Origin of the sequence: Lysinibacillus sp. FSL R5-0849, assembly GCF_038595075.1 — a bacterium.
In the GTDB taxonomy this organism is placed as follows: domain Bacteria; phylum Bacillota; class Bacilli; order Bacillales_A; family Planococcaceae; genus Lysinibacillus; species Lysinibacillus fusiformis.
Genome location: NZ_CP152004.1, coordinates 4,059,582 through 4,081,785 on the forward strand (window position 1 = coordinate 4,059,582; position 22,204 = coordinate 4,081,785).

The 22,204-nt window shown below is 39.0% G+C and carries 19 protein-coding genes; 1 reads left to right on the forward strand and 18 read right to left on the reverse strand.

All coding sequences use genetic code 11. The features are described 5' to 3' along the window. Positions 1-6: 6 nt before the first annotated feature. From MKY80_RS20150 to MKY80_RS20230, 17 genes are all read right to left on the reverse strand, one after another. Entirely contained in the window at positions 7-975 is a 969-nt protein-coding gene (locus MKY80_RS20150; RefSeq protein ID WP_107922552.1) for a tRNA-dihydrouridine synthase, read from the reverse strand. A 113-nt stretch (positions 976-1,088) separates the two neighbouring features. After that, entirely contained in the window at positions 1,089-2,453 is a 1,365-nt protein-coding gene (gene rlmD, locus MKY80_RS20155; RefSeq protein ID WP_089986844.1) for a 23S rRNA (uracil(1939)-C(5))-methyltransferase RlmD, read from the reverse strand. A 109-nt stretch (positions 2,454-2,562) separates the two neighbouring features. Continuing rightward, on the reverse strand, positions 2,563-2,685 hold the full coding sequence (locus tag MKY80_RS20160; RefSeq protein WP_012292033.1) for a hypothetical protein: 123 nt from the start codon (positions 2,683-2,685) through the stop codon (positions 2,563-2,565). 14 nt (positions 2,686-2,699) lie between these two features. Next, positions 2,700-3,725 (reverse strand): cytochrome d ubiquinol oxidase subunit II, encoded by a 1,026-nt coding sequence (locus MKY80_RS20165; protein ID WP_089986798.1) that lies wholly within the window; start codon positions 3,723-3,725, stop codon positions 2,700-2,702. After that, positions 3,722-5,068 (reverse strand): cytochrome ubiquinol oxidase subunit I, encoded by a 1,347-nt coding sequence (locus tag MKY80_RS20170; RefSeq protein ID WP_089986797.1) that lies wholly within the window; start codon positions 5,066-5,068, stop codon positions 3,722-3,724. The genes MKY80_RS20165 and MKY80_RS20170 overlap by 4 nt, the downstream gene beginning before the upstream one ends. A 431-nt stretch (positions 5,069-5,499) precedes the next feature. Beyond that, entirely contained in the window at positions 5,500-6,414 is a 915-nt protein-coding gene (locus MKY80_RS20175) for a diacylglycerol kinase (protein WP_025115774.1), read from the reverse strand. 72 nt (positions 6,415-6,486) lie between these two features. Beyond that, on the reverse strand, positions 6,487-7,050 hold the full coding sequence (locus tag MKY80_RS20180; RefSeq protein WP_342530914.1) for a thioredoxin family protein: 564 nt from the start codon (positions 7,048-7,050) through the stop codon (positions 6,487-6,489). Between the two features lie 160 nt (positions 7,051-7,210). Then, the gene (gatB, locus tag MKY80_RS20185) at positions 7,211-8,638 is read right to left on the reverse strand and encodes an Asp-tRNA(Asn)/Glu-tRNA(Gln) amidotransferase subunit GatB (protein ID WP_008173646.1); all 1,428 of its coding nucleotides are present in this window, start codon (positions 8,636-8,638) and stop codon (positions 7,211-7,213) included. Between the two features lies 1 nt (position 8,639). Beyond that, entirely contained in the window at positions 8,640-10,103 is a 1,464-nt protein-coding gene (gatA, locus tag MKY80_RS20190) for an Asp-tRNA(Asn)/Glu-tRNA(Gln) amidotransferase subunit GatA (protein ID WP_107922551.1), read from the reverse strand. 24 nt (positions 10,104-10,127) lie between these two features. Beyond that, a complete protein-coding gene (gene gatC, locus MKY80_RS20195; protein WP_008173651.1) occupies positions 10,128-10,415 on the reverse strand; it encodes an Asp-tRNA(Asn)/Glu-tRNA(Gln) amidotransferase subunit GatC in 288 nt (95 codons plus the stop codon). Between the two features lie 234 nt (positions 10,416-10,649). Then, the gene (locus MKY80_RS20200; protein WP_089986794.1) at positions 10,650-11,789 is read right to left on the reverse strand and encodes a CamS family sex pheromone protein; all 1,140 of its coding nucleotides are present in this window, start codon (positions 11,787-11,789) and stop codon (positions 10,650-10,652) included. A gap of 107 nt (positions 11,790-11,896) precedes the next feature. Next, positions 11,897-13,900 (reverse strand): NAD-dependent DNA ligase LigA, encoded by a 2,004-nt coding sequence (gene ligA, locus MKY80_RS20205; protein ID WP_171365962.1) that lies wholly within the window; start codon positions 13,898-13,900, stop codon positions 11,897-11,899. 14 nt (positions 13,901-13,914) lie between these two features. Then, positions 13,915-16,167 carry a DNA helicase PcrA gene (gene pcrA, locus MKY80_RS20210; RefSeq protein ID WP_171365961.1) on the reverse strand — a complete coding sequence of 751 codons (2,253 nt, stop codon included), beginning with the start codon at positions 16,165-16,167 and terminating at the stop codon, positions 13,915-13,917. Between the two features lie 32 nt (positions 16,168-16,199). Then, a complete protein-coding gene (locus MKY80_RS20215) occupies positions 16,200-16,889 on the reverse strand; it encodes a heptaprenylglyceryl phosphate synthase (protein WP_008173655.1) in 690 nt (229 codons plus the stop codon). Positions 16,890-17,002: 113 nt separating this feature from the next. Continuing rightward, positions 17,003-17,320, reverse strand: coding sequence for a YerC/YecD family TrpR-related protein (locus MKY80_RS20220; protein ID WP_008173656.1), 318 nt, complete (start codon positions 17,318-17,320; stop codon positions 17,003-17,005). A gap of 15 nt (positions 17,321-17,335) precedes the next feature. Next, positions 17,336-18,391, reverse strand: coding sequence for a DUF3048 domain-containing protein (locus MKY80_RS20225; protein WP_090002990.1), 1,056 nt, complete (start codon positions 18,389-18,391; stop codon positions 17,336-17,338). A gap of 58 nt (positions 18,392-18,449) precedes the next feature. Next, complete coding sequence (locus MKY80_RS20230) at positions 18,450-20,171, reverse strand: adenine deaminase C-terminal domain-containing protein (protein ID WP_008173659.1); 1,722 nt, start codon at positions 20,169-20,171, stop codon at positions 18,450-18,452. 199 nt (positions 20,172-20,370) lie between these two features. Between MKY80_RS20230 and MKY80_RS20235 the strand changes: the two genes are divergently transcribed. Then, positions 20,371-20,796: a YgaP-like transmembrane domain gene (locus tag MKY80_RS20235; RefSeq protein ID WP_089986790.1), complete on the forward strand. Its 426-nt coding sequence runs from the start codon at positions 20,371-20,373 to the stop codon at positions 20,794-20,796. 113 nt (positions 20,797-20,909) lie between these two features. On the opposite strand, the gene purD is transcribed toward MKY80_RS20235, so the two are convergent. Beyond that, positions 20,910-22,166, reverse strand: a complete 1,257-nt coding sequence (gene purD, locus MKY80_RS20240; RefSeq protein WP_090002992.1) for a phosphoribosylamine--glycine ligase — start codon at positions 22,164-22,166, stop codon at positions 20,910-20,912. Positions 22,167-22,204: the final 38 nt, after the last annotated feature.

Consider the following 22,204-nt stretch of genomic DNA (forward strand, 5'->3'; position numbering starts at 1 on the left):
TCTTTGTTACTCAATATGATTTGCTTCAAAGCGATCAAGCAATGCACGCACTTCATCTGTTGATTTCGTGTTCATCAATTGGCTTCTTAACTCACCGGCACCTCGGAATCCCTTGACATATATTTTGAAAAAGCGATGAAGCCCTGTGATGGAGCGTGGGAGTACTTCCTCATATTGATCTTGAAGATTCAGCTGAAGTCTTAAAAGGTCAAGATACTCTTTACTGCTATGCTCCTTTGGTTCTTTTTCAAAAGCAAAGGGATTTTTAAAAATACCTCGTCCAATCATTACGCCATCAATCCCATATTTTTCGGCAAGCTCTAGCCCCGTTTGTCGGTCAGGGATGTCTCCATTGATCGTAAGTAGCGTATTAGGTGCGATACGATCACGTAATTTTTTGATTTCTGGAATGAGCTCCCAATGTGCATCAACTTGGCTCATTTCCTTTCTTGTTCGTAAATGAATCGACAGGTTCGCAATATCTTGTTTGAAAATATGCGTTAACCATTCCTCCCATTCCTCTACATCCTTATAGCCAAGTCGTGTTTTCACACTGACAGGCAGTCCACTCGCCTTTGCAGCTTGAATCAATTCTGCCGCCACATCTGGACGTAGAATAAGGCCACTACCTTTCCCTCTCGATGCCACATTTGGCACAGGACAGCCCATATTAATATCGATACCTTTAAAACCTAGCTCTGCCATGCCAATACTCATTTGACGGAAATACTCAGGATTATCCCCCCAAATATGTGCCACCATCGGCTGCTCATCTTCCGTAAAAATCAAACGCCCACGCACACTTTTCTGTCCCTCTGGATGACAATAGCTATCCGAATTTGTAAACTCTGTGAAAAATACGTCCGGTCTTCCGGCTTTACTGACTACTTGACGGAAAACAACATCTGTGACATCTTCCATCGGAGCCAGTACAAAAAATGGACGCGGCAAATCACGCCAAAAATTATCTATCATGTAATTCCAAATCCTCTCACTATCTGTATAACTCACTTTAACTCAAAAACAACTGTATGAAACATTATAAAAAGCAGATGGTATAGAGTTTTTCTATATCAACTGCTTTTCTATTATACCAACTCTAGCCACGCAACCGCTTCACAATGCGTGGAATGCGGGAACATATCTACTGGTTGAATCTTTTGTGTTTGGTAGCCGCCATCCTCCAAAATACGAAGGTCGCGTGCTAGTGTGGCTGGGTTGCAGGAGACATAGACCACTCGTTTTGGTCGTTGCTCTAAAATGGTTTTTAAAAGTGCTTCATCACAGCCTTTACGTGGTGGATCAACTACCAGTACGTCTGCTTCCTTTCCTTCCTTATACCATCTTGGTATAACTTCCTCAGCTGGGCCGGCCTCAAAATAAGTATTTGTAAAACCATTTAGGACCGCGTTACGTTTGGCATCTTCTATCGCTTGTGGGACAATTTCAACCCCCATGACTGCCTTTGCCTTTTGTGCAAGGAACAAGGAGATTGTTCCAATTCCACAATAAGCATCAATCACTCGTTCATCCCCTTGCAAGTTAGCATAATCAAGTGCTTGTTTATAAAGTACTTCAGTTTGCTCTGGGTTGACCTGATAGAAGGAGCGAGCGGAAATTTCAAAGCGTACGTCGCCAATTGTATCAATAATGACGTCCTTGCCCCAAAGGTTCAGTGTGTCATCACCAAAAATCACATTCGTTTTCTCATGATTCACATTTTGCATAATTGAAGTGACGTTCGGAACAAGCTTTTGAATTACTGCAATGGCTGCTTCTTTTTGTGGTAATTTTTTCTTTTTCGTCACGAGGACAACCATGACCTCACCTGTTGCCCGTGCTTTACGAATGACAACATGGCGCAACATGCCCTCGTGGGAAAGTTCATTGTATGGGCGCATGCCTATCGCTACTAATTCTTTTTTCAAGCCTGCTAAAATTGCATCTGCTTCTCCTGTTTGGATCAAGCAACGCTCCATATCCACAATGCTATGCGTCTTTGTTTTATAGAAACCAGCAATAGCTTGTCCTGCTTCATTTTCAGAGAAAGGAATTTGCGCTTTATTTCGATAATGCCAAGGCTCTTTCATTCCTTTTACAGGCAGAACAGGTGCATCAATTTTACCAATGCGTTGCATCACATTGCGCACCATATTTTCTTTCCATTTGAGCTGGCCCTCATAGGATAAATGCTGTAATTGACAGCCACCGCATTGTGTAAAGTAATCGCATGGAGCTTTTACTCGATCGGGTGATGGCTTAATAATATCTACAACTTTTGCAAAGCCATAATTTTTTAAAGTTTTCATCACATGGATTTCGGCTGTTTCGTTCGGAAGTGCGCCTTGTATAAATAATGGATAGCCATCCACCTTAGCGACACCATTGCCATCATGTGTTAAGTCTTCTATATAAACTGAAAGTCGTTCATTCTTTTTCACGGGTGCTGACATTCGTACATCCTCCATTTCAATCTCCTTATTGTAGCATGTGTTGGCGAATGAAAAAAGAACAAGACCTGCCCGTTATGCGGTTCTTCTAACTAACTTGAAAAAAGAGCCGCTATTCGCGACTCTTTCCTTGCTCTTTTGTTATATGATAATCCCTTGGTGCCCACCAAAATGCACACAAGATTCCAAGAATGACGACAATAAAAGGCGCATAAAAAATTAAAAAACTTTGCATATACTAATTTCCTCCTATGCGTGATTGTCTTCTTTTCCGGTCACATAGTTTTTATTGAATAAGAATAATTTCATCAATAAATAAAGTGATGGAAGTAGGAGACACAGTCCTAAAATAAAGGCAATGATTAAAGCAATTGCCATTTGTGTACTTGTGAAGCCATCATAAATCGTTAAATATGGATACAGTAAATATGGGTATTGCGCAATACCATAAGCGAAAAATGCTACCGCAAATTGTGCAATCAGAAGTGCAACTGCAAGCCCATATTTTTTACGCATTGAAATGAGGAACACTGTAATTATAAATAATATGGCTGATATTGCAAACATCCACCATAAATTCACCATGTGACTATAACTTTCAGGATTAATGGACTTCATCTCATACATAATGCCTAATGCGCTGATCATCAAAGGAGCTGCCCATAAAAGTGCATATTTTCTCATTAGCTTCGTAGCTTCAATGTCATTCGCTTTATGAGCATACCAAGTTAAGAATACTGCGGAAATGTAAAGTACAGCGGCAATACTCAGTACCACAATGCTCCAAGCAAATGGACTCGTATATAAAGTCCAATAGTTTAAAACAGGCTGCCCGTTAACGAGATCCACATACCCTCCACCAGCAATAGCAAAGACAACAGACAACGATGCAGGAATTAATAAACCTGCTACACCATAGGTCAGCGTGTAACCAATATGTCCTCTTGTACCATACGATTCAAAGGCATAATAGGAACCCCGAATGGCTAATAGTACAAGGGAAATGCTGACTGGTATAAGTAAAATGGTTCCATAGTAAAAAGCAGTTTGCGGGAAAAATCCTACGATCCCTACAAAGAAGAATACCAAAAAGACATTGGTTACTTCCCAAACAGGCGATAAATATCGTTTAATAATATTCGTTAAAATATGATTCTTCCCAATCAGTAGGCTATAGGCGTTAAAGAAACCTGCACCGAAATCAATCGATGCGACAATGACATAGCCAAATAGGAAAATCCACAATACTGAAATACCAAGAATCTCTAATGTCATAGGATGTCACCGCCTTTTTCAGAGTGGCGATCTTCAATCTCACGCTCAATGGGATTCTTTTTAAACATTCGCACCAAGACGACAATGCTTCCTACCGCTAATACTGCATATACACCTGCAAACAACAACAGCATTAAATCCACATGATCACTCGTTGTGGCCCCTTCTGGAGTTCGCATCAAGCCATAAAGAATCCATGGTTGACGTCCAACCTCAGCAAGCCACCAGCCCGCTTCAATAGCAATGATAGAAAGTGGCCCCCCCGCCACAATGATCCATCGATACCAGCGTGAATGAATAAACTGCCAGCCCCGTGCTTTCCCTACAACATACAGTAATGAAACTAGCACCATAAACATACCTATGGAGACCATAATATCAAAGAGATAATGAATATAGAGTGGTGGTAGATCCTCTTCCTCGAATTGATCTAATCCAATTACCTCTGCATTAGGATTAAAATGTGCAAGAATGCTTAAAGCATACGGAATTTTGATGGCATATTTCACTTCTTCTCCATCTAGCACGCCAAATAAAACAAGAGAAGCCTTTCCTTCCGTTTCAAAATGCCATTCCGCTGCAGCTAATTTTTCTGGTTGATATTCCGCTAAGTATTTTCCTGAGAAATCTCCAATCACAGCTGCTGCAATGGAGAAAATTAAACCAATTTTCATCAGTAACAGCAATGCTTTTTTATGGTATACATGTTTCGATCCTTTAAGCATTCGGTATCCTGCTATAGCGGCTAGAACAAATGCAGATGTCATATACGCTGTTACTAGTACATGCGCCACCTTTGTCGGCATAGCAGGGTTAAACATCGCTAAGAAGGGTTGAATATTAACAAGGTTCCCGTCGACAATATCGAAACCTCTCGGGGCATTCATAAAGGCATTCACGATTGTAATAAATACAGCCGACATCGATGCACCTACTGCAACTGGAATTAACAATAGCATATGCTTTTTCTGACTATCGAAGCGGTCCCAAGTATATAAATAAATGCCCAAAAATATAGCTTCAAAGAAAAATGCAAACGTTTCCAAAAAAAGTGGTAATGCAATGGTTTGACCAGCTAGTTGCATAAAGTTGGGCCATAATAATGATAGTTGTAAGCCAATTGCAGTTCCAGTCACAACACCCACTGCAACCGTAATGACGAAGCCACGTGCCCAACGTCTTGCCATTAAAATATAATGCTCATCATTCTTTTTATACCCAGTCCATTGAGCAATCATAATCATTAACGGGACACCGACTCCTATCGTTGCATAAATGATGTGGAACGATAAAGTTAACTCAGTTAATGCACGACTCCAATAGACTGCTGATTCGTTTATCATCTCATTGCCCCCTAGCTCCCAAATATTCTTCCAAGAATGGAAAGTAGCATAATGATTGCAACACCAAAGCTTAGCCAAATAAGCTTCTTCTCCTGTGACTTATACAAAAGCAACACTTCCTTTCCTTTATCCATACCCCATTTTCCACTATTACAACGAAAAAAACCTTTATAATGGACCGAAATTTCAGCCTATTAATAAGGTTTCAAAATTTGTTCATGTAATATACGCACATTTGCCAAACATTTTTCTTAATTCATTCACAATCCCTAATTCTAAAGGTTGGACTTACTACATATTTAATTTTTCGCTGCGGGCTATTTGCTTTAGTCTATTATCTTTTTAGTCGTTTTGGTGTTCTTCAAGAGTATGCTGATTCCTTTATACAAAAAAGCTCATCCTCGCTAAAACGAAGATGAGCTTTTCATATATTATATACGGTCCTCTTCGCGAATATCAGCAAGAGGGACAAAAATTTCGATATGACGCTTTAAATTTTCAAAGGTAGCTGGAGCGTCTCCGCCATATTCACCATCTAGATTAAGATGTACTTCGTTTTCAGTAGTGACTTTGACAACACTCGCTTTTTTGTAAATGACACGGTCATCATTTAAATGTTCGCCTCTTAATGCCATAGCCGCTAGTTGAATAAACTCAGGAAGGCTAACCTTCTTTAACACTAATAATGTAAAGTATCCATCATTAATACTTGCATCTGGTGCAAGTTTTTCAAAGCCTCCTACAGAGTTGGTTAAACCACATAAGAACATCATGGCATCCCCGTCAAACACTTCCCCATCATATTCTATACGCATATGGGAGGCTTTGATGGATGGAATCATTTCTACTGCTTTTAAATAGTAGGCTAACTGCCCAAGCATTGTTTTCATTTTACTTGGTACTTCATATGTTAGCTCCGTAATCCGTCCGCCAGCAGCTATATTGATGAAGTAGCGTTCTCCATTTAATAGACCGACATCCACTGGCAATGTATCGCCTTGTATAATAATGTCTACCGCTTCATCAATATTTCGCGGGATATGCACGGCACGGGCAAAATCATTTGTAGTGCCCATTGGAATTAGACCAACTTTTGGACGGTTTTCAAATGGACTTACACCTGAAACAACTTCATTTAAAGTGCCATCTCCACCAACTGCGATGATTATATCAAAGCCACGGTCTACTGCATCTTTTGCTGCAAGTGTTGCATCGCCTTCACCGGTTGTTGCGTGACAGGATGTTTCATAGCCTGCTACTTCTAATTTTTCCAACACCTCTGGTAGATGCTTCTTAAACGCTTCGCGTCCAGATGTAGGATTATAAATGATTCTTGCTCGTTTCATAACATACCTTCCTGCTTCATAAGATTCTATTTCATTCAACGATTTACTCGCTAAAATGTTGCATTACGTTTGTTACTTTTGTAACGCGTTTGTCACCTGTTTTTTAAAGTCTTCATAGACATACGTCCAATATGTTTGGTTCGTTATATTTTCCTCACGAATCTCCGCATAAAGGGCCTTTTGAGCTTCTTCAAATGTTGGATCTTCTTTATCTGGTAAGCTTGTACGCTTCGTTACAACAAGCTCTTGTAATTCCGGTGCACGCGGACCCCATTTTCCAATCACCTCACCAGTGCTATCTAATAGCAAGTAAATAGGAATAGCACGTCCTCCATTTGTTAAATAACGATCAATTAGATCTGTATCCGCATCACGGAACACTGTACGCATGTCCAATCCAGCTGCTTCAGCAACACGACGAATAATTGGATTGTTTAACATAGCATCTCCGCACCAATCTTCCGTAATCGTTAAAATTTTTGGTTGCTTGTCTTTTAATAATTCAATAAAGCCATCATTTGTTGGCACTGCAAAGTCGTCATAAATGCGGAAGCTCTCTTCTTTAAGAGTCGTCATATTGTCCATATATTGTTGAATCGAAATAGCTTCATTAAAATATTGTTGTTCTGTTTTCATTGGTTCTCGTCCCCCTTATAATTATCTATTCTATATTTTGCTATGAATACTCCTTTTAAACAACTATTAAGTGTTACAAATTTCAATTTTGTTACATTTATGAAAAATAATAGCCAAGAAAGCGATTAAGCTCTCTCGGCTACTATGTTACAACGATTAATTATCGTTTGGCAATTTCTTGTTGCAATAATTTATTGACCATTGGTGGATTCGCTTGACCTTTAGTAGCTTTCATAATTTGACCAACTAAGAAGCCAATAGCACGATCCTTACCATTTTTGAAATCTTCGATAGACTGTGCATTGTTATCTAAAACTTCCGTAACAATGGCTAGTAAAGCACCTTCATCAGAAATTTGAACTAAGCCTTTAGCTTTTACAATTTCTTGTGCAGAACCGCCATTTTCAACTAATTCAGCAAACACTTTTTTACCGATCTTAGAAGAAATAGTACCATTTGTGATTAATTTCACCATTTCAGCAAGGTTTTCAGGTGTTAATGCCGTATCCTTTAAGTCTTTTTGTTCTGCGTTTAAATAAGCAGAAACATCCCCCATCAACCAGTTAGCAGAAAGTTTCGCATCTGCACCGTTGACGATCATGGACTCGAAGAAGTCAGAAATTTCCTTAGAAATAACAAGAACTCCTGCATCATATGGTGTTAGTCCTAGTTCTTCAACATAACGTTTTTTACGAGCATCTGGAAGCTCAGGAATTTCTGATTTTACTCGCTCTAGCCATGCGTCATCAATAGAAAGACGAACTAAGTCTGGCTCTGGGAAGTAACGGTAATCATCTGTTCCTTCCTTCACACGCATTAGAATAGTTTTACCCGTTTTTTCATCGAAACGACGAGTTTCTTGGTCGATAACGCCACCTGATAATAATACATCTGCTTGACGTAATTCCTCATGCTCTAAACCACGACGAACATAGTTGAAGGAGTTCAGGTTTTTAAGCTCTGTTTTTGTACCAAACTCTTCTTGACCATAAGGACGAATAGAGATGTTGGCATCACAACGAAGTGAACCTTCTTCCATTTTACAGTCAGACACATCTGTATATTGGATAATTGATTTTAATTTTTCTAAGTAAGCATACGCTTCATTTGGCGTACGAATATCCGGCTCAGATACGATTTCAACAAGCGGAGTACCTTGACGGTTAAAGTCCACTAGTGAGTGATCCCCAGCATGTGAAAGTTTACCTGCATCTTCTTCCATATGAAGACGAGTAATACCGATACGCTTTGTATAGCCATCTACTTCAATATCAATCCAGCCGTTTTTACCGATTGGTTTATCAAATTGTGAAATTTGATAAGCTTTCGGATTATCAGGGTAGAAGTAGTTTTTACGGTCAAATTTTGTTTCTTGTTCAATTTCCATATTTAATGCAAGAGCTGCACGCATAGCGAAATCTACCACATTTTTATTAAGAACTGGTAGGACACCAGGATAACCTAAATCGATTACTGTTGTATTTGTATTTGGTTCAGCACCAAAGTGAGCAGGTGCTGGTGAGAAGATTTTTGAGTTTGTTTTTAACTCAACGTGTACTTCTAAACCAATGACTGTTTCAAAGTTCATGTTATTTTCCCTCCCACATTTGAGGAACTTGTTTATGGAACTCCGTTGCTTGTTCAAAAGCATGAGCTACACGGTAAATAGTAGCTTCATCGAAGTATTTACCAATTATTTGTAAACCAAGTGGTAGTCCGTTGTCCAAACCACATGGAATGGAAATAGCAGGTACACCCGCTAGGTTCATCGGAATTGTTAAAATATCATTTGCATACATTGTCATCGGATCATCCACATTTTCACCAATTTTGAAAGCTGGTGTTGGTGATGTAGGTCCAATGATGACATCGAAGTCTTCAAATACTTTGTCATAGTCTGCTTTGATCAGTGTACGTGCTTGTTGTGCTTTTTTGTAATACGCATCATACGTACCTGCGCTTAATGAATAAGTTCCAAGCATGATACGACGTTTTACTTCATCCCCAAAACCTTGTGCACGTGTTTCTTTATAAAGGTCCATTAAATTTGTCACGTTGTCTGCACGGAAACCATAACGGATACCATCGAAACGAGATAAGTTAGAAGACGCTTCAGATGAAGAAAGGATGTAGTACGCTGCAAGCGCATATTTCGAATGAGGAAGTGATACTTCTTCTACAGTCGCACCTAAGCCTTTTAATACCTCTAATGCCTCAAGCACTGATTGACGTGCTGCTTCGCCAACACCCTCACCAAGGAATTCCTTTGGTACAGCGATACGTAAGCCTTTAATATCACCAGTAAGAGCTGCAGCATAGTTTGGCACCTCTACGTCAGCCGAAGTAGAATCATTTGGATCTAAGCCCGCAATAGCCTCAAGTAATAACGCATTATCTTCAACATTGCGTGTAATGGGTCCAATTTGATCTAAAGAAGAGGCGAATGCCACTAGACCAAAACGAGACACACGACCATATGTAGGTTTCATCCCTACAACTCCACAGTAAGCTGCTGGTTGACGGATTGAACCACCTGTATCGGAACCAAGAGAGAATGGAACTTCTCCTGCTGCTACAGAAGCTGCAGATGCACCTGAAGATCCTCCTGGCACGTGATTTAGATTCCATGGATTTTTTGTTGTTTTGTAGTATGAGTTTTCATTAGATGACCCCATTGCAAACTCGTCCATGTTTAGTTTACCGACTGTAATCATACCGGCTTCACGTAGCTTGTTGACAACAGTTGCATCATAAATTGGCATAAAGCCTTCCAAAATTTTTGAGGCACAAGTTGTTTCTAAGCCTTCTGTTACGATATTGTCTTTCACACCAATCGGAAGACCAAATAGCGGTCCACGCTCTTCAAATGGTACATGATCCATTTCAGCAGCTTGTGCAGTTGCTTTTTCTTCGTTTGAAGCAAGGAATGCTTGTACATCGCCATCAAGCTTTGCAATGCGCTCGTATGCTTCTTTCGTTAAGTCAGCGATAGATAAGTTACCTGCTTTAATTTCCGCTTGTAACTCCTTAGCTGAACGTTCAAATAACGTCATGAGGAATCCTCCTATGTTTTAGTATTACATGATAGCTGGTACTTTTACTTGACCATCTTCTTGTTCTTTTACGTTTAACATCATTACTTCACGGTCTAGACCTTTTACTGCAACATCTTCTCGCATTACATTGACTAATGGTAAAACATGCGTTGTAGGTTCAACATTCGCTGTATCTAGTTCGTTTAATTGCTCTGCAAAGTCAGTAATTTTACCAAGCTGTTCAGCAAACTTCTCAGCTTCCTCTTCAGTAATTGCAAGACGTGCTAAATTTGCCACGTGCTTTACTTCTTCTTTTGTTAATTTAGCCATTTTTTACACCTCCGAATACTTGCTCCATTTATTGTTTTTATTGATAACAATAGGGTTGGATAAAGTTTTAACCATGCCAATAATCATAACATTTTTCCTATTAAAAATCACAACTTTCACCAAAAATATAGAAACTTTCACTACTATAACGAAGTGTTGTTAATCTATACCAGTTGTTTTCCTTTAAGTATCTCTATCTACATAAAAAAATAGTCAGCACAAAGGCTGACTATATTATTCATAGACATGTACATAAGGATCCGTATCATTGGCCTTTTTATTGATTAATGCCTCCGGACCATTGACAGAAGTAATACTCACCTCAACATGAATATTATTAAATCGATTGATTAGAATACCTGTCAAATATTGTGTAAATCCAATGATTTCTGCTTTACCGAAAAATTGAATAGGAATTTCGATCGTCAGTTTTTGGATTTCTTTATTGCGATAGAAACCTGTACCAATAACACTTGTATAATTTGAGAAATATTTATCAACATCTTGCTTAAAGATTTTGAAGTTTTTACTCACGTCTCGATAAACATCCTGCGAATCATCTGTTGGGAATAATACATAATTTTCATCTATCCCTTCCCAATCAGCAATGTTGTTCTGTCCAGCTTTTGCTACACCATAGCTGAAATAGGCGCCGGGAATAATCTGATTGCGGGCTTGTTGCTTAAACAAGCCAACTACAATTGGAATATCCTTTAGCTCATCACCTGTACGTAAACGTGAAACGATCTCAGCAGCCATTTTTTTGCCTTGTTCAACAAGCTCAGACTCTGATATTGGTTCCTCGTAATATTCGCCATACTGTTCTTTTTGATAATAATAAATAGAATTAAGCGCAAGTCCTATTGAAATTCCACCTAATTTTACTTTATTATCTTTAGTTTTTGTTAAGTAATTTTGCTCAACAATATGAGATAAGTAAATAGGTGCCTTTTTTGCTCGCTCTTCGGGTGTCATTGTATCAGTTATCGGTGGATTTAATCCATCTTCTGTCTGAGAGCTTCGAGCCAGCCAAGAGCTGACTGTACTTTCAGCTAAATATTGACCCTCTTGAAAGTAATAGTTTTCAGTGTCAAACTCATGGTGAGAGAGACGCATTAAACCTGCTTCTACTTCCTTCATATCATATTTCGTATAAATATTAGATACAACTAGACCTCTACTGGCACTCTCTTTATAAGGAATAAGTGTCTTATAATAAGATTCATCAATTTGTATGCTGGGGATAATAGTTGTTTCAGTTTTTTCATCTTGTTGTGTTTCCTGCGTAAGCTCTGTTCCCCCTTCATTAGAAGGTACACAGCCGACTAACATTGCAGCTGCTACAAGTGCTGGAATGAGTCGAAAAGACTTCATTTTATTTAGTGCTCCTTTACTCATAATCAATTTGGTTCGACGAATCACTGATAATATTCATTAGCGTAATTCATACCTTTCTTGAGGGTATGTCATCAGTGTTTTTATTAGATAAGGTTAAGTTGTTCAATTAAGTTTTCTTCATTCCAAACTTCAATACCTAATTGCTCAGCCTTTGCTAGCTTAGAGCCTGCATCCTCGCCTGCGATAACAAGGTCCGTTTTTTTGCTGACACTGCCTGTGACAGTCCCACCTAACTCTTCTATTTTCGCCTTTGCTTCGTTACGTGTCAATTGCTCAAGTTTACCAGTTAAAACAATTGTTTTTCCTGCAAAAGGATTATCGCCTACCACTACTTCTACTTTTTTTCCTTTAAAGGTCATATTCACGCCTACCTCAGCAAGACGTTCAATGACTGCACGTGCGTCATCATTTGAAAAATATTCAACTAATGAAGATGCCATTTTATCACCAATCTCATAAATAGCCACAAGTTGTTCCTCTGTTGCTGCCATGACCGCTTCCATGGAACCAAATTGCTCTGATACGATTTTTGCAGCCTTTTCACCAACATGACGAATTCCTAGACCAATCAATAAACGCTCCATGGAATTTTCCTTCGAAGCTTGAATCGCATTGACTAAATTGGTGGCAGATTTTTCACCCATCCGTTCTAGTTCAACCAATTGCTCTATTGTTAAATGATATAAATCAGAAACATCATGTATTAAGTCTGCACGTAATAACTGCTCAACTACTTTATCTCCAAGACCATCAATATTCATAGCATTACGAGATACAAAATATTTAATGCTTTCTGCAATTTGAGCAAAGCATGCAGGATTTACACAGCGTAAAGCAACTTCACCCTCAATACGAATCAATTCACTATCACATACCGGACAATTTTGGGGCATCTCAAACGGTACAGAGTTTTCAGGACGCTGCTCGATTAGCACACCGACCACTTGTGGAATAATATCACCAGCTTTTCGAATAATGACCGTATCCCCGAGGCGTATATCTTTCTCTCGAATAAGGTCTTCATTGTGTAATGAAGCTCGTTGCACTGTTGTCCCTGCAACTTGAACTGGCGTTAAAATAGCTGTTGGTGTGACAACCCCTGTACGCCCTACTGTTAAATCAATATCTAGTAGTGTCGTGACAACTTCCTCTGCTGGGAATTTATAAGCAATAGCCCAGCGTGGACTTTTTGCCGTATAGCCTAGCTCATCCTGTTGAGCATAGCGGTCGACTTTTATAACGATCCCATCAATTTCATAGGCTAAATGTGGTCGGTGTTCTGTCCAATGCTCAATAAAGGCCATTACTTCTTCGATTGTAGAGCAACGCTGACGCTCTTTATTGGAAGGGAAACCTAGATCCTCTAAATAATCAAGCATTTCTGCATGTCCGTCGATACCATAAACCTCACCATCACCACCAATGGCATAGATGAAAGTCGATAGTTGGCGACTTGCTGCAATTTTAGGGTCTAACTGCCGTAAAGAGCCTGCAGCAGCATTACGTGGATTAGCAAATAGTTCTTCACCATTGTCAGCACGTTGGGCATTTAATTTTTCAAATGATTTTTTTGGCATGTACGCTTCACCGCGTACTTCTATTGTAATCGGTTCTTTTAAACGGAGAGGTATGGCATGAATGGTCTTTAAATTGGCTGTAATTTCTTCCCCTACAACACCATCTCCTCTTGTTGCTCCTTGGACAAACACGCCATTTTCATATTTTAACGAAATGGCAAGACCATCTATTTTCAGCTCACATACATAAGAGAAATGATCCCCAATAGCCTGTCGAACCTTACGATCAAATTCTTGTAAATCTGCTTCGTTAAAAGCGTTTGATAGACTTAGCATCGGGTAATCATGTGTCACCTTTTTAAAGCCTTCTACAACTGTTCCTCCAACACGCTGAGTAGGTGAATCGGGAAAAACAAGTGATGGATTGGCCTCTTCTAAGGCAATCAATTCATGCAATAATTGATCATAAACACTGTCAGCAACGACCGGTTTATCTAGTACATAATAGGCATAACCATATTCATGTAATAATTTATTTAACTCCGCTATTCGCTGTTCTATTTCGTTCATTTACGTTCCTCCGCTTACGCTTTTTCAATCGGTGCAAATTGTGCCAGTAATCGCTTAATACCAATTGGTTGTGGAAAAGCAATATCAAGCTCAGTACTATCACCTTCGCCTTTTACACTTACAACCATACCTGTGCCCCACTTTTTATGGACGGCTTTATCTCCAGCCTTCCAGCCATACTGATCTCCGCCTGTTGATTGTAAGCGAGCTGTGGCAGGCTGAGTTTGTTGAACGGACCCAAGTGTACGTTTTTGATAACCACCTGTTGAACGATTGCTAGTAGCAAACGGTACATTCGTTTTAGCACCAGCTTTAGAAATAGACTCGGTAATATCTTCAGAAATCTCACCTAAAAATCTTGAAGCATTATTAAAGCTTGAACGACCAAAAATCGTTCGGCTTTGTGCACATGTTAAATATAGTCGTTCCTCTGCACGCGTCACACCAACATACATAAGGCGACGTTCTTCTTCCATTTCATCTTGATCATCAAGAGAGCGTGAATGCGGGAAGATGTTTTCCTCCATACCGATAATAAAAACAATAGGAAATTCCAAGCCCTTAGCAGCATGCATCGTCATTAAAATAATATTTCCCTTGGATGCATCCTCTTTATCAAGAGCATCGATATCAGCTATTAATGCCAAATCCGTTAAAAATGCTATAAGACTTTTATCATCACTGCGCTCTTCAAATGATTTTGTGACAGATAAAAATTCTTCAATATTCTCTAAACGACTTTCAGCTTCTATCGTCTTTTCATTTTGTAGCATTGTGCGGTAGCCAGATTTATCAATGACTTGCTCAACTAGTTCAGTGACCGATAAATATTCTTGCATTTCTGTAAAACCTTTAATCATTGCATAAAATTGTTCTGCTGAGTTTGCCGCTTTCCCAGACAGACCCATGAAAATGAGATCATTCATAGCATCAAAAATGGAGCGATCCTGCTCGATAGCATAGCGGGCCATTTTCTCAAAAGATGTGGCACCAATACTACGCTTTGGTTCATTAATAATACGTGCAAGTGATAAATCATCGTCATTATTAGCAATTAGGCGCAAATAAGCAAGTAAGTCTTTAATTTCTTTTCGATCATAGAACTTTGTTCCGCCAACAATTTGATAAACCATATTGGATTTAACTAGTACTTCCTCCATCACACGAGACTGAGCATTCGTACGATATAATATGGCAAAATCATCAAATGTACGATTTTCCTTTTCCATCAACTGTTGGATGGTTTGTACAACAAATTGTGCTTCTTCCTGCTCATTATAAGCTTTGTATAGCGCAATTTTTTCACCCTCTGCATTTTCTGTGCGCAGTTCTTTTGGATAACGTGTTGTATTATTTTGAATGACGTCATTTGCTGCTTGTAGGATGCGTTTAGTTGAACGATAATTTTGTTCAAGCATAATCACCTTAGCATTCGGATAATCCTTTTCAAAGGAGAGGATATTACCAATATCTGCTCCACGCCAGCGATATATTGATTGATCAGAATCCCCTACAACACAAATATTTTTAAATTTTTCAGCTAATAATTGCACAAGTAAGTATTGGGATTTGTTAGTATCCTGATATTCATCTACATGAATATATTGAAATTTATTTTGATAGTATTCCAGCACTTCTGGTACGCGCTTGAACAACGTAATGGTTGTCATAATTAAATCATCAAAATCGAGGGATTGGTTGCGACGTAATCTTTTTTCATAGCCTTTATAAACACGTGCAACGGTTTGTTCATAAGGGTTTTTATCATTCATTTGACTCGCGTAATCATCTGCTGTAATGCACTCGTTTTTGGCTGCACTAATAGCATTTAAAATCGCTCGTGGCTCAAACCGCTTCGGATCGATATTCTCATCCTTCATTACATTTTTAATCACCGAAAGTTGATCCGTAGAATCTAGAATGGAAAAATTACGAGATATGCCTAGTTGATCGATATTGCGACGTAAAATTCTTACACACATGGAGTGGAAAGTTGATACCCACATACTATCACCAGTTCCATTGCCTAGAATACCGTCAATACGCTCTCGCATTTCACGAGCAGCTTTATTAGTAAATGTAATGGCTAAAACTTTGGATGGATATACTTCCTTTTCTATGATTAAGTAAGCAATACGATGTGTTAATACTCGGGTTTTTCCTGATCCAGCACCAGCCATGATCAGTAGTGGTCCCTCAGTGGTTTTGACCGCTCTTTCTTGTTCAGGATTCATCCCTGCTAGTAAATTTTTTGTTAACTGTTCCATTTCGCACCGCCTTACAAACGTTTGTTCTAAAATTATAACGTATTTTTAACAGCCTTAACAGTCGCAAGTGCCACTTTTAAATCATCATAAATAATATTTCCAACTACAACCGTATCTGCGAACTGGGCCATTTCCTCTGCCTGCTTGGCTGATGTAATTCCCCCACCATAAAATAGCTTAGTATGCTTTAATTCATTTTTCACAGCACTTACTACCTCTGGATTCCCGTAAATTCCACTGTACTCTAAATAAAATACGGGAAGTTTAAAGAAATTTTCTGCCATACGTGCATAGGCTACGATATCGTCAATTGATAAATCTGTTGTAGCACCTGTTACTTGTGCCACTTTACAATCTGGATTTAAAATACAATAACCTTCTGCAACTAATTCATCCCACACCATGATATCTCCAAATTCTTTAATTGCTGCATGATGCAAATTTTTAATCCATTTTGGATCATCACTATTTAAGACCGTCGGAATGAAGTAATAGTCATAGCCCGGTGTAATCGCATCAATCGTGGAAATTTCTAAAGCTATCGGGACTTCGAATCTTCTAACACGAACTAGTAAATCTAATACCCCATCCAATGTAACATTATCTGTGCCACCGACTAAAATAACGTCAGTTCCAGATTCACAAATTTTTTCTAAGTCTTCATCTGAAATGTCCTTTGCAGGATCTAACTTGAACACATGTCTCCATTCTAAATAATCCATTTATTTTACCACCTATCGTTTTCTATCTATTCGTTTACAAGTATAGCTTATGATGGACGACAAAAAAATGAAAAAGACTGAGTAGAACTTCTACCCAGTCTCATTTTCAACTATTATTTTGGTGCTTGAAACGGTTTCTCATCAGGATACAAACGACCTAGCATTTCATCATATGTATCGTTTCCATAATCAAAGCAACGACGAACACGTGAAATCGTTGCAGTACTTGCACCCGTTTCCTTTTTAATGGATTCATAGGTTTTCTTTAAACGCAATAAATGTGCAACCTCAAAGCGTTGTGCCAACGATTGAATTTCACTAATCGTACATAAATCATCAAAAAACTTATAGCATTCTTCGATGTCTTTCAGCTCTAACACTGCTTTAAATAATTGATCTGTTTGATGCCCTCGAATTTTTTCGATTTGCATGCAATTTTCCTCCCTTTAAGGCTGCGTTTTCACCATTGCTTGTAACCCTGGTGAAGATGGTACAAAATGGACCCAAGACTTTCCTGGTACTAGCTTTACAGGTTCCCCTGATTGCTCAACAGCCGTTGGTATTCCATTCACATTAGCCCATTTGACTTCCCTCAAATAGCCATTTTGAAATACATACGCATTTCCACCAGAAGTTAAATCAATTGTTTGGCGACCAATATCATCCACTATTTGGTGATCCATTTCAAAAAATAGAACATTTGCCAATGATAATGCTTCGCCGGTTAACATATCTTTTGTGTCCACGCCAGCCGATTGTCGTTCATAGTGATTACTTTGATGATCATACACATACGAATTGTGGAAATCTTCATTATTTCCATAGTAAATGTCAACTTGACTTGTTTCAATGCCTATTTTACCACGTTCATCGGGTTCATAAAAAGCCTGAAGTACTTTTTCACTGTAATTCATTGAAGCGCCTACCATTTCAGCACCTTTTATTATCTTTTCCGATGTAATATATGAATTGTGCGGTGCAACTCGTTCGCTTGAACGTTTAAAAAGTATACCATCATAAGCCATTCCATTGATATTATCGACTACACGATTATCGAGCATCGTTTTCGCCTCTGGACTATAGCCATGAGCTACATAAAAGGCATCGAAACCTTTTGCCATATCGATAAAATAGGAGCGTGCACTACGAACAGGTCCTATATTTTCAGGCAGCTCACTTTGATAAACTGCTAAAAAGCGAGTGACATTACCTTCTGCCAGCATCTCATAAATGATATCAGCTGCAGCTAACCCTGATTGTGGGCGTGCGGCTGGATGATTATTAATCGTCACAATAATAGGCCGCTGAGTTATTTCTTCTTGCACTGCCTCTCCTGTAAGTGGGGCTACGAATGCAGGTTGCTGCACTTGGTCATCAACTACGGTTTCTTCCTGTGCTACAGTCTCATCTTCTTCTTTGACCTTTGGTGTATCCTTCGAGCATCCTCCGATCACTAAAGCGCTAAATGCCATAGCCATTAATAACTTCCTTGATTTGAACACAAGCATTACTCTCCTTTGAACATTTACATATGAAAGCAACTGTTTACACTTTCATACATTAGCGCATAACAGCAGGTAATAATAACTTATTCTTCATTACATCGAAAATCCCTTTTGGTGTGATACGAATATATGGTAAATGAGTAGACTGTAAAAATAATAATGTGTAAATAGCATCCCCTAATTGATACCCACGATCTGCTAAAGCTTGCTTTAAAGCTTTTTCTTTCTCTGTTAGCGTCAATACATCCCCATCATATAAAAGCCCACCAATGGATAATGGTATTTCTGCAATGACTTCCCCTTTTTCTACAAGGACGATACCACCATTCATGGCCTTCATTTCTTCGAAGGCTTTGATCATATCTTCTTTATTTTTCCCGATTAATAAAATATCGCCTGTGTTTGAGTAGGACGATGCAAAGCCTTGAACACCAGTTGCAAACCCTTTAATCATTGTATTTACATGCCAGTGACCTTGTCGGTTTATTAACATTAAATAGCACTCATCGTGATTAGCCAGTTGCCCTTCTCTAGTAATTAATGAATTATACGGTTTTGTAATGACATCATTCACAAGCTCAATTCCAAAAGGCATTGAAAACTGGAAATCTTGTGAATCTAAGGAAAAATCTAAATTAAACGCAGGGATAGCAGAATAATCGATGGCTGCCAGTCTATGAACACGTTCTCCATCACGTTTTAGCCAAACACCTTTTGATAGGACACTTTCTGGTACAGGATGATATTCATCTTGTAAAATATTAAGGGAGGCAAAGCGACCTGTCGCGATAAAACCATGTAAATTGGACATATTATAATAGCGTGCTACATTATACGAAGCCATTTGGTAGGCATCTATTGGAGAAACTCCTGCATCTAAGGCTACTTGAATACACTTATCCATCACTCCATCTTCATGGAACGAAGGTGGTGAACCATCTGTTGTCATCATTAAATGATCAAAAATCGGAAGCTCTTTTTCTACGATTCCTTTTAATAGATGCGGTAAATCTGGTCGAATGGATGAATGACGTAATGTAACCGCATAGCCTTGCATGATACGGCGTTCCACCTCTTCCACTGTCATCGCTTCATGATCGCCATCTGCACCAAGAAGTTTCATACGTGCTAAAGTTCTCTCGGAGGCTCCAGGGAAATGACCTTCGATTTTTTTACCTAGTCCCTTTGCCATTTGCATGCGATACAGCATTTGATCGTCCCCATGTAACAGCTTAGGCCAGCCTGTCAACTCTCCGCCAAGCAAAACATCACTTCGCTCTAACCATTCTAATATAGATGTGTTAGAGAATACCTCTTCCTCCTGCTCCAATTCGGTTTGCGAATCAAAGCGAGTCCACCAATAAAAAGAAAACGGTAATTTTTTCAAATGATCTAAAATTGAAAACGCTTTCTTATTTTCTAAATTTAAAACAAAACTTAAATTATCGGAAATAAAAGTCGTTGTCCCTAGCTGACCACAAAAATCTGCAAAGGATTGCGGATGATACAGCTGGAAAGGATGTACATGTGGCTCAATATAGCCTGGTACAATTGTTTTCCCTGTACAATCCACAACTTCTGTTCCTTCTATTAAAGGAGGCATTCTGTCACCAGCATAGACAATGCGGTCCCCTAAAATCCAAATGTTTCCTACTACCCACTGTTTCAGCATACTATGCAAATACCTTGTATTTTTCAACACAATATCAGGTGCCTTTTTTCCATCAATTACTGCTAATTGCTGACGTATTTTTGTTATTTTCCATACTGGATCCATGCTATTCGCTCCTTCCTAAAATTACGTAATTTTTCATTGTGTAAAACCAATTTGGATTCACATACTACTATTGCATATCGCATACTTTCATAAAATTTATGCTTTATGCAATCATCTTGTTTCAATCGTAACACAGCACTTTCATAAAGCAAAGTGCACCTCGTCTATTTTTTCCACAATGACTAAAGGAGGAACTATTATGATGCAGCAAGCAAATTTAAGCGAAAAAAATGCATTTTGTCGTTTTGCCATGGGTACAAGTTTGACAGCATTTGGTATCGCTAAAGTTTCAAGAAATCCTAATTGTACAAAAGGTCGATTGATGATTGCATTAGGAGCCATGAAAATGGCAGAGGGACTCTTTAAATATTGTCCAACCAAGGCTCTCATGAGCACTAATATGCAAAATGCCATGAATACCTCTATGCAAAGTATGTTCAGTGGGCAAAATTCTATGTCCTCTGAGCAAATCGATAAGCTCATGAAGGATTTCTCTTCTGCAATAGCTGGCAATTCTTCAGGTTCACAAGCTACTGCTTCAAAGCAATCTGATAGCAGCGCTTCAACCCAAAATCCCTCAACAAGGAGCAATTCTACATCGAATAATGCTCAAAACCCTTCTTAGTCAAAGGAGCCGTCCCAATCTAATTTGGAGACGGCTCTTACCTCTTACGTTTGAAACTTTAAGAGGTTTCATAAGAGGAGTAAAAATATTTTAAATTTTAGTGAAAATAATGATTATTTGAATGTACGCCAGCCAATATCTTTGCGGAAGAAAAAGTGATCCCATGTTTCTTTAGCAATGCCAGCATATACTTTTTGCTGTGCTTCCTGTAAAGTAGGCGCTTTAGCCCCAACTAACAGGACACGACCACCATTCCCAACAAATTGACCATCTACTAATTTTGTACCTGCATGGAATACAGCATATGATTTAGATAGTTCCTCTAAATTCGGTAATGCTTTGCCTTTTTCAACATCGCCTGGATATCCTTCAGCTGCAATAACAACACCTAGCATAGCATCTTCCGACCATTGTAATTCAAATGGCTGCTCGTTCATTAATGCCATCATAAATGCACCAAAGTCGGAAACCATTCGAGGTAAAACTACTTGTGTTTCTGGATCACCAAAACGTGCATTAAACTCAATAACCTGAGGGCCCTTCTTCGTTAAAATTAAGCCTGCATATAAAATACCTGTAAAGGAAGCGCCATCCGCCTCCATCCCTTTAACAGTTGGCTCAACAATCGTTTGGTAAGCGATATCTATAACTTCTTGTGAGATTTGTGGTACTGGTGAGTAAGCACCCATCCCACCTGTATTAGGTCCTTTATCACCGTCATACGCACGTTTATGGTCCTGTGCAATCACCATAGGATAAATTTGTCCTTTATGCACAAAGGACATAAAGGAGAATTCTTCCCCGTCTAAAAATTCCTCGATGACAACGCGAGAAGATGATTCACCAAAGCGTTGATTGCCAATCATATCTTGTACAGCTTCAATAGCTTCTTTCTCTGTCATCGCCACAACAACACCCTTACCAGCTGCTAAGCCATCCGCTTTAATAACAATGGGTGCGCCTTGTTCTTTAATATAAGCAATAGCTTGTTCTGCTACAGTAAATGTTTGATGGGCTGCTGTTGGTATATTGTATTTATTCATCACTTCTTTTGCATACGACTTACTACTTTCTATTTGAGCTGCTGTCTTTGTCGGACCAAAAATACGTAATCCACGAGCTGTGAAGAAATCGACAATGCCTTCAGCAAGTGGTTGTTCTGGGCCGACAAATGTTAAAGCAATATCATTTTCCTTGGCAAATTGGGCAAGTCCTGCAAAATCCATAGTGTCAATATTAACAACCTCTACCTCGCCTCGCATTCCGTCATTTCCAGGTGCTACAAATACTTGGTTAACGGATGGAGAAATGCTAAATTGTTTAGCGATTGCATGCTCACGACCGCCACTTCCGATTACTAATACATTCATTTTAGAGAATCCTCCTCTTTGTGAGTAAGACCGAGATG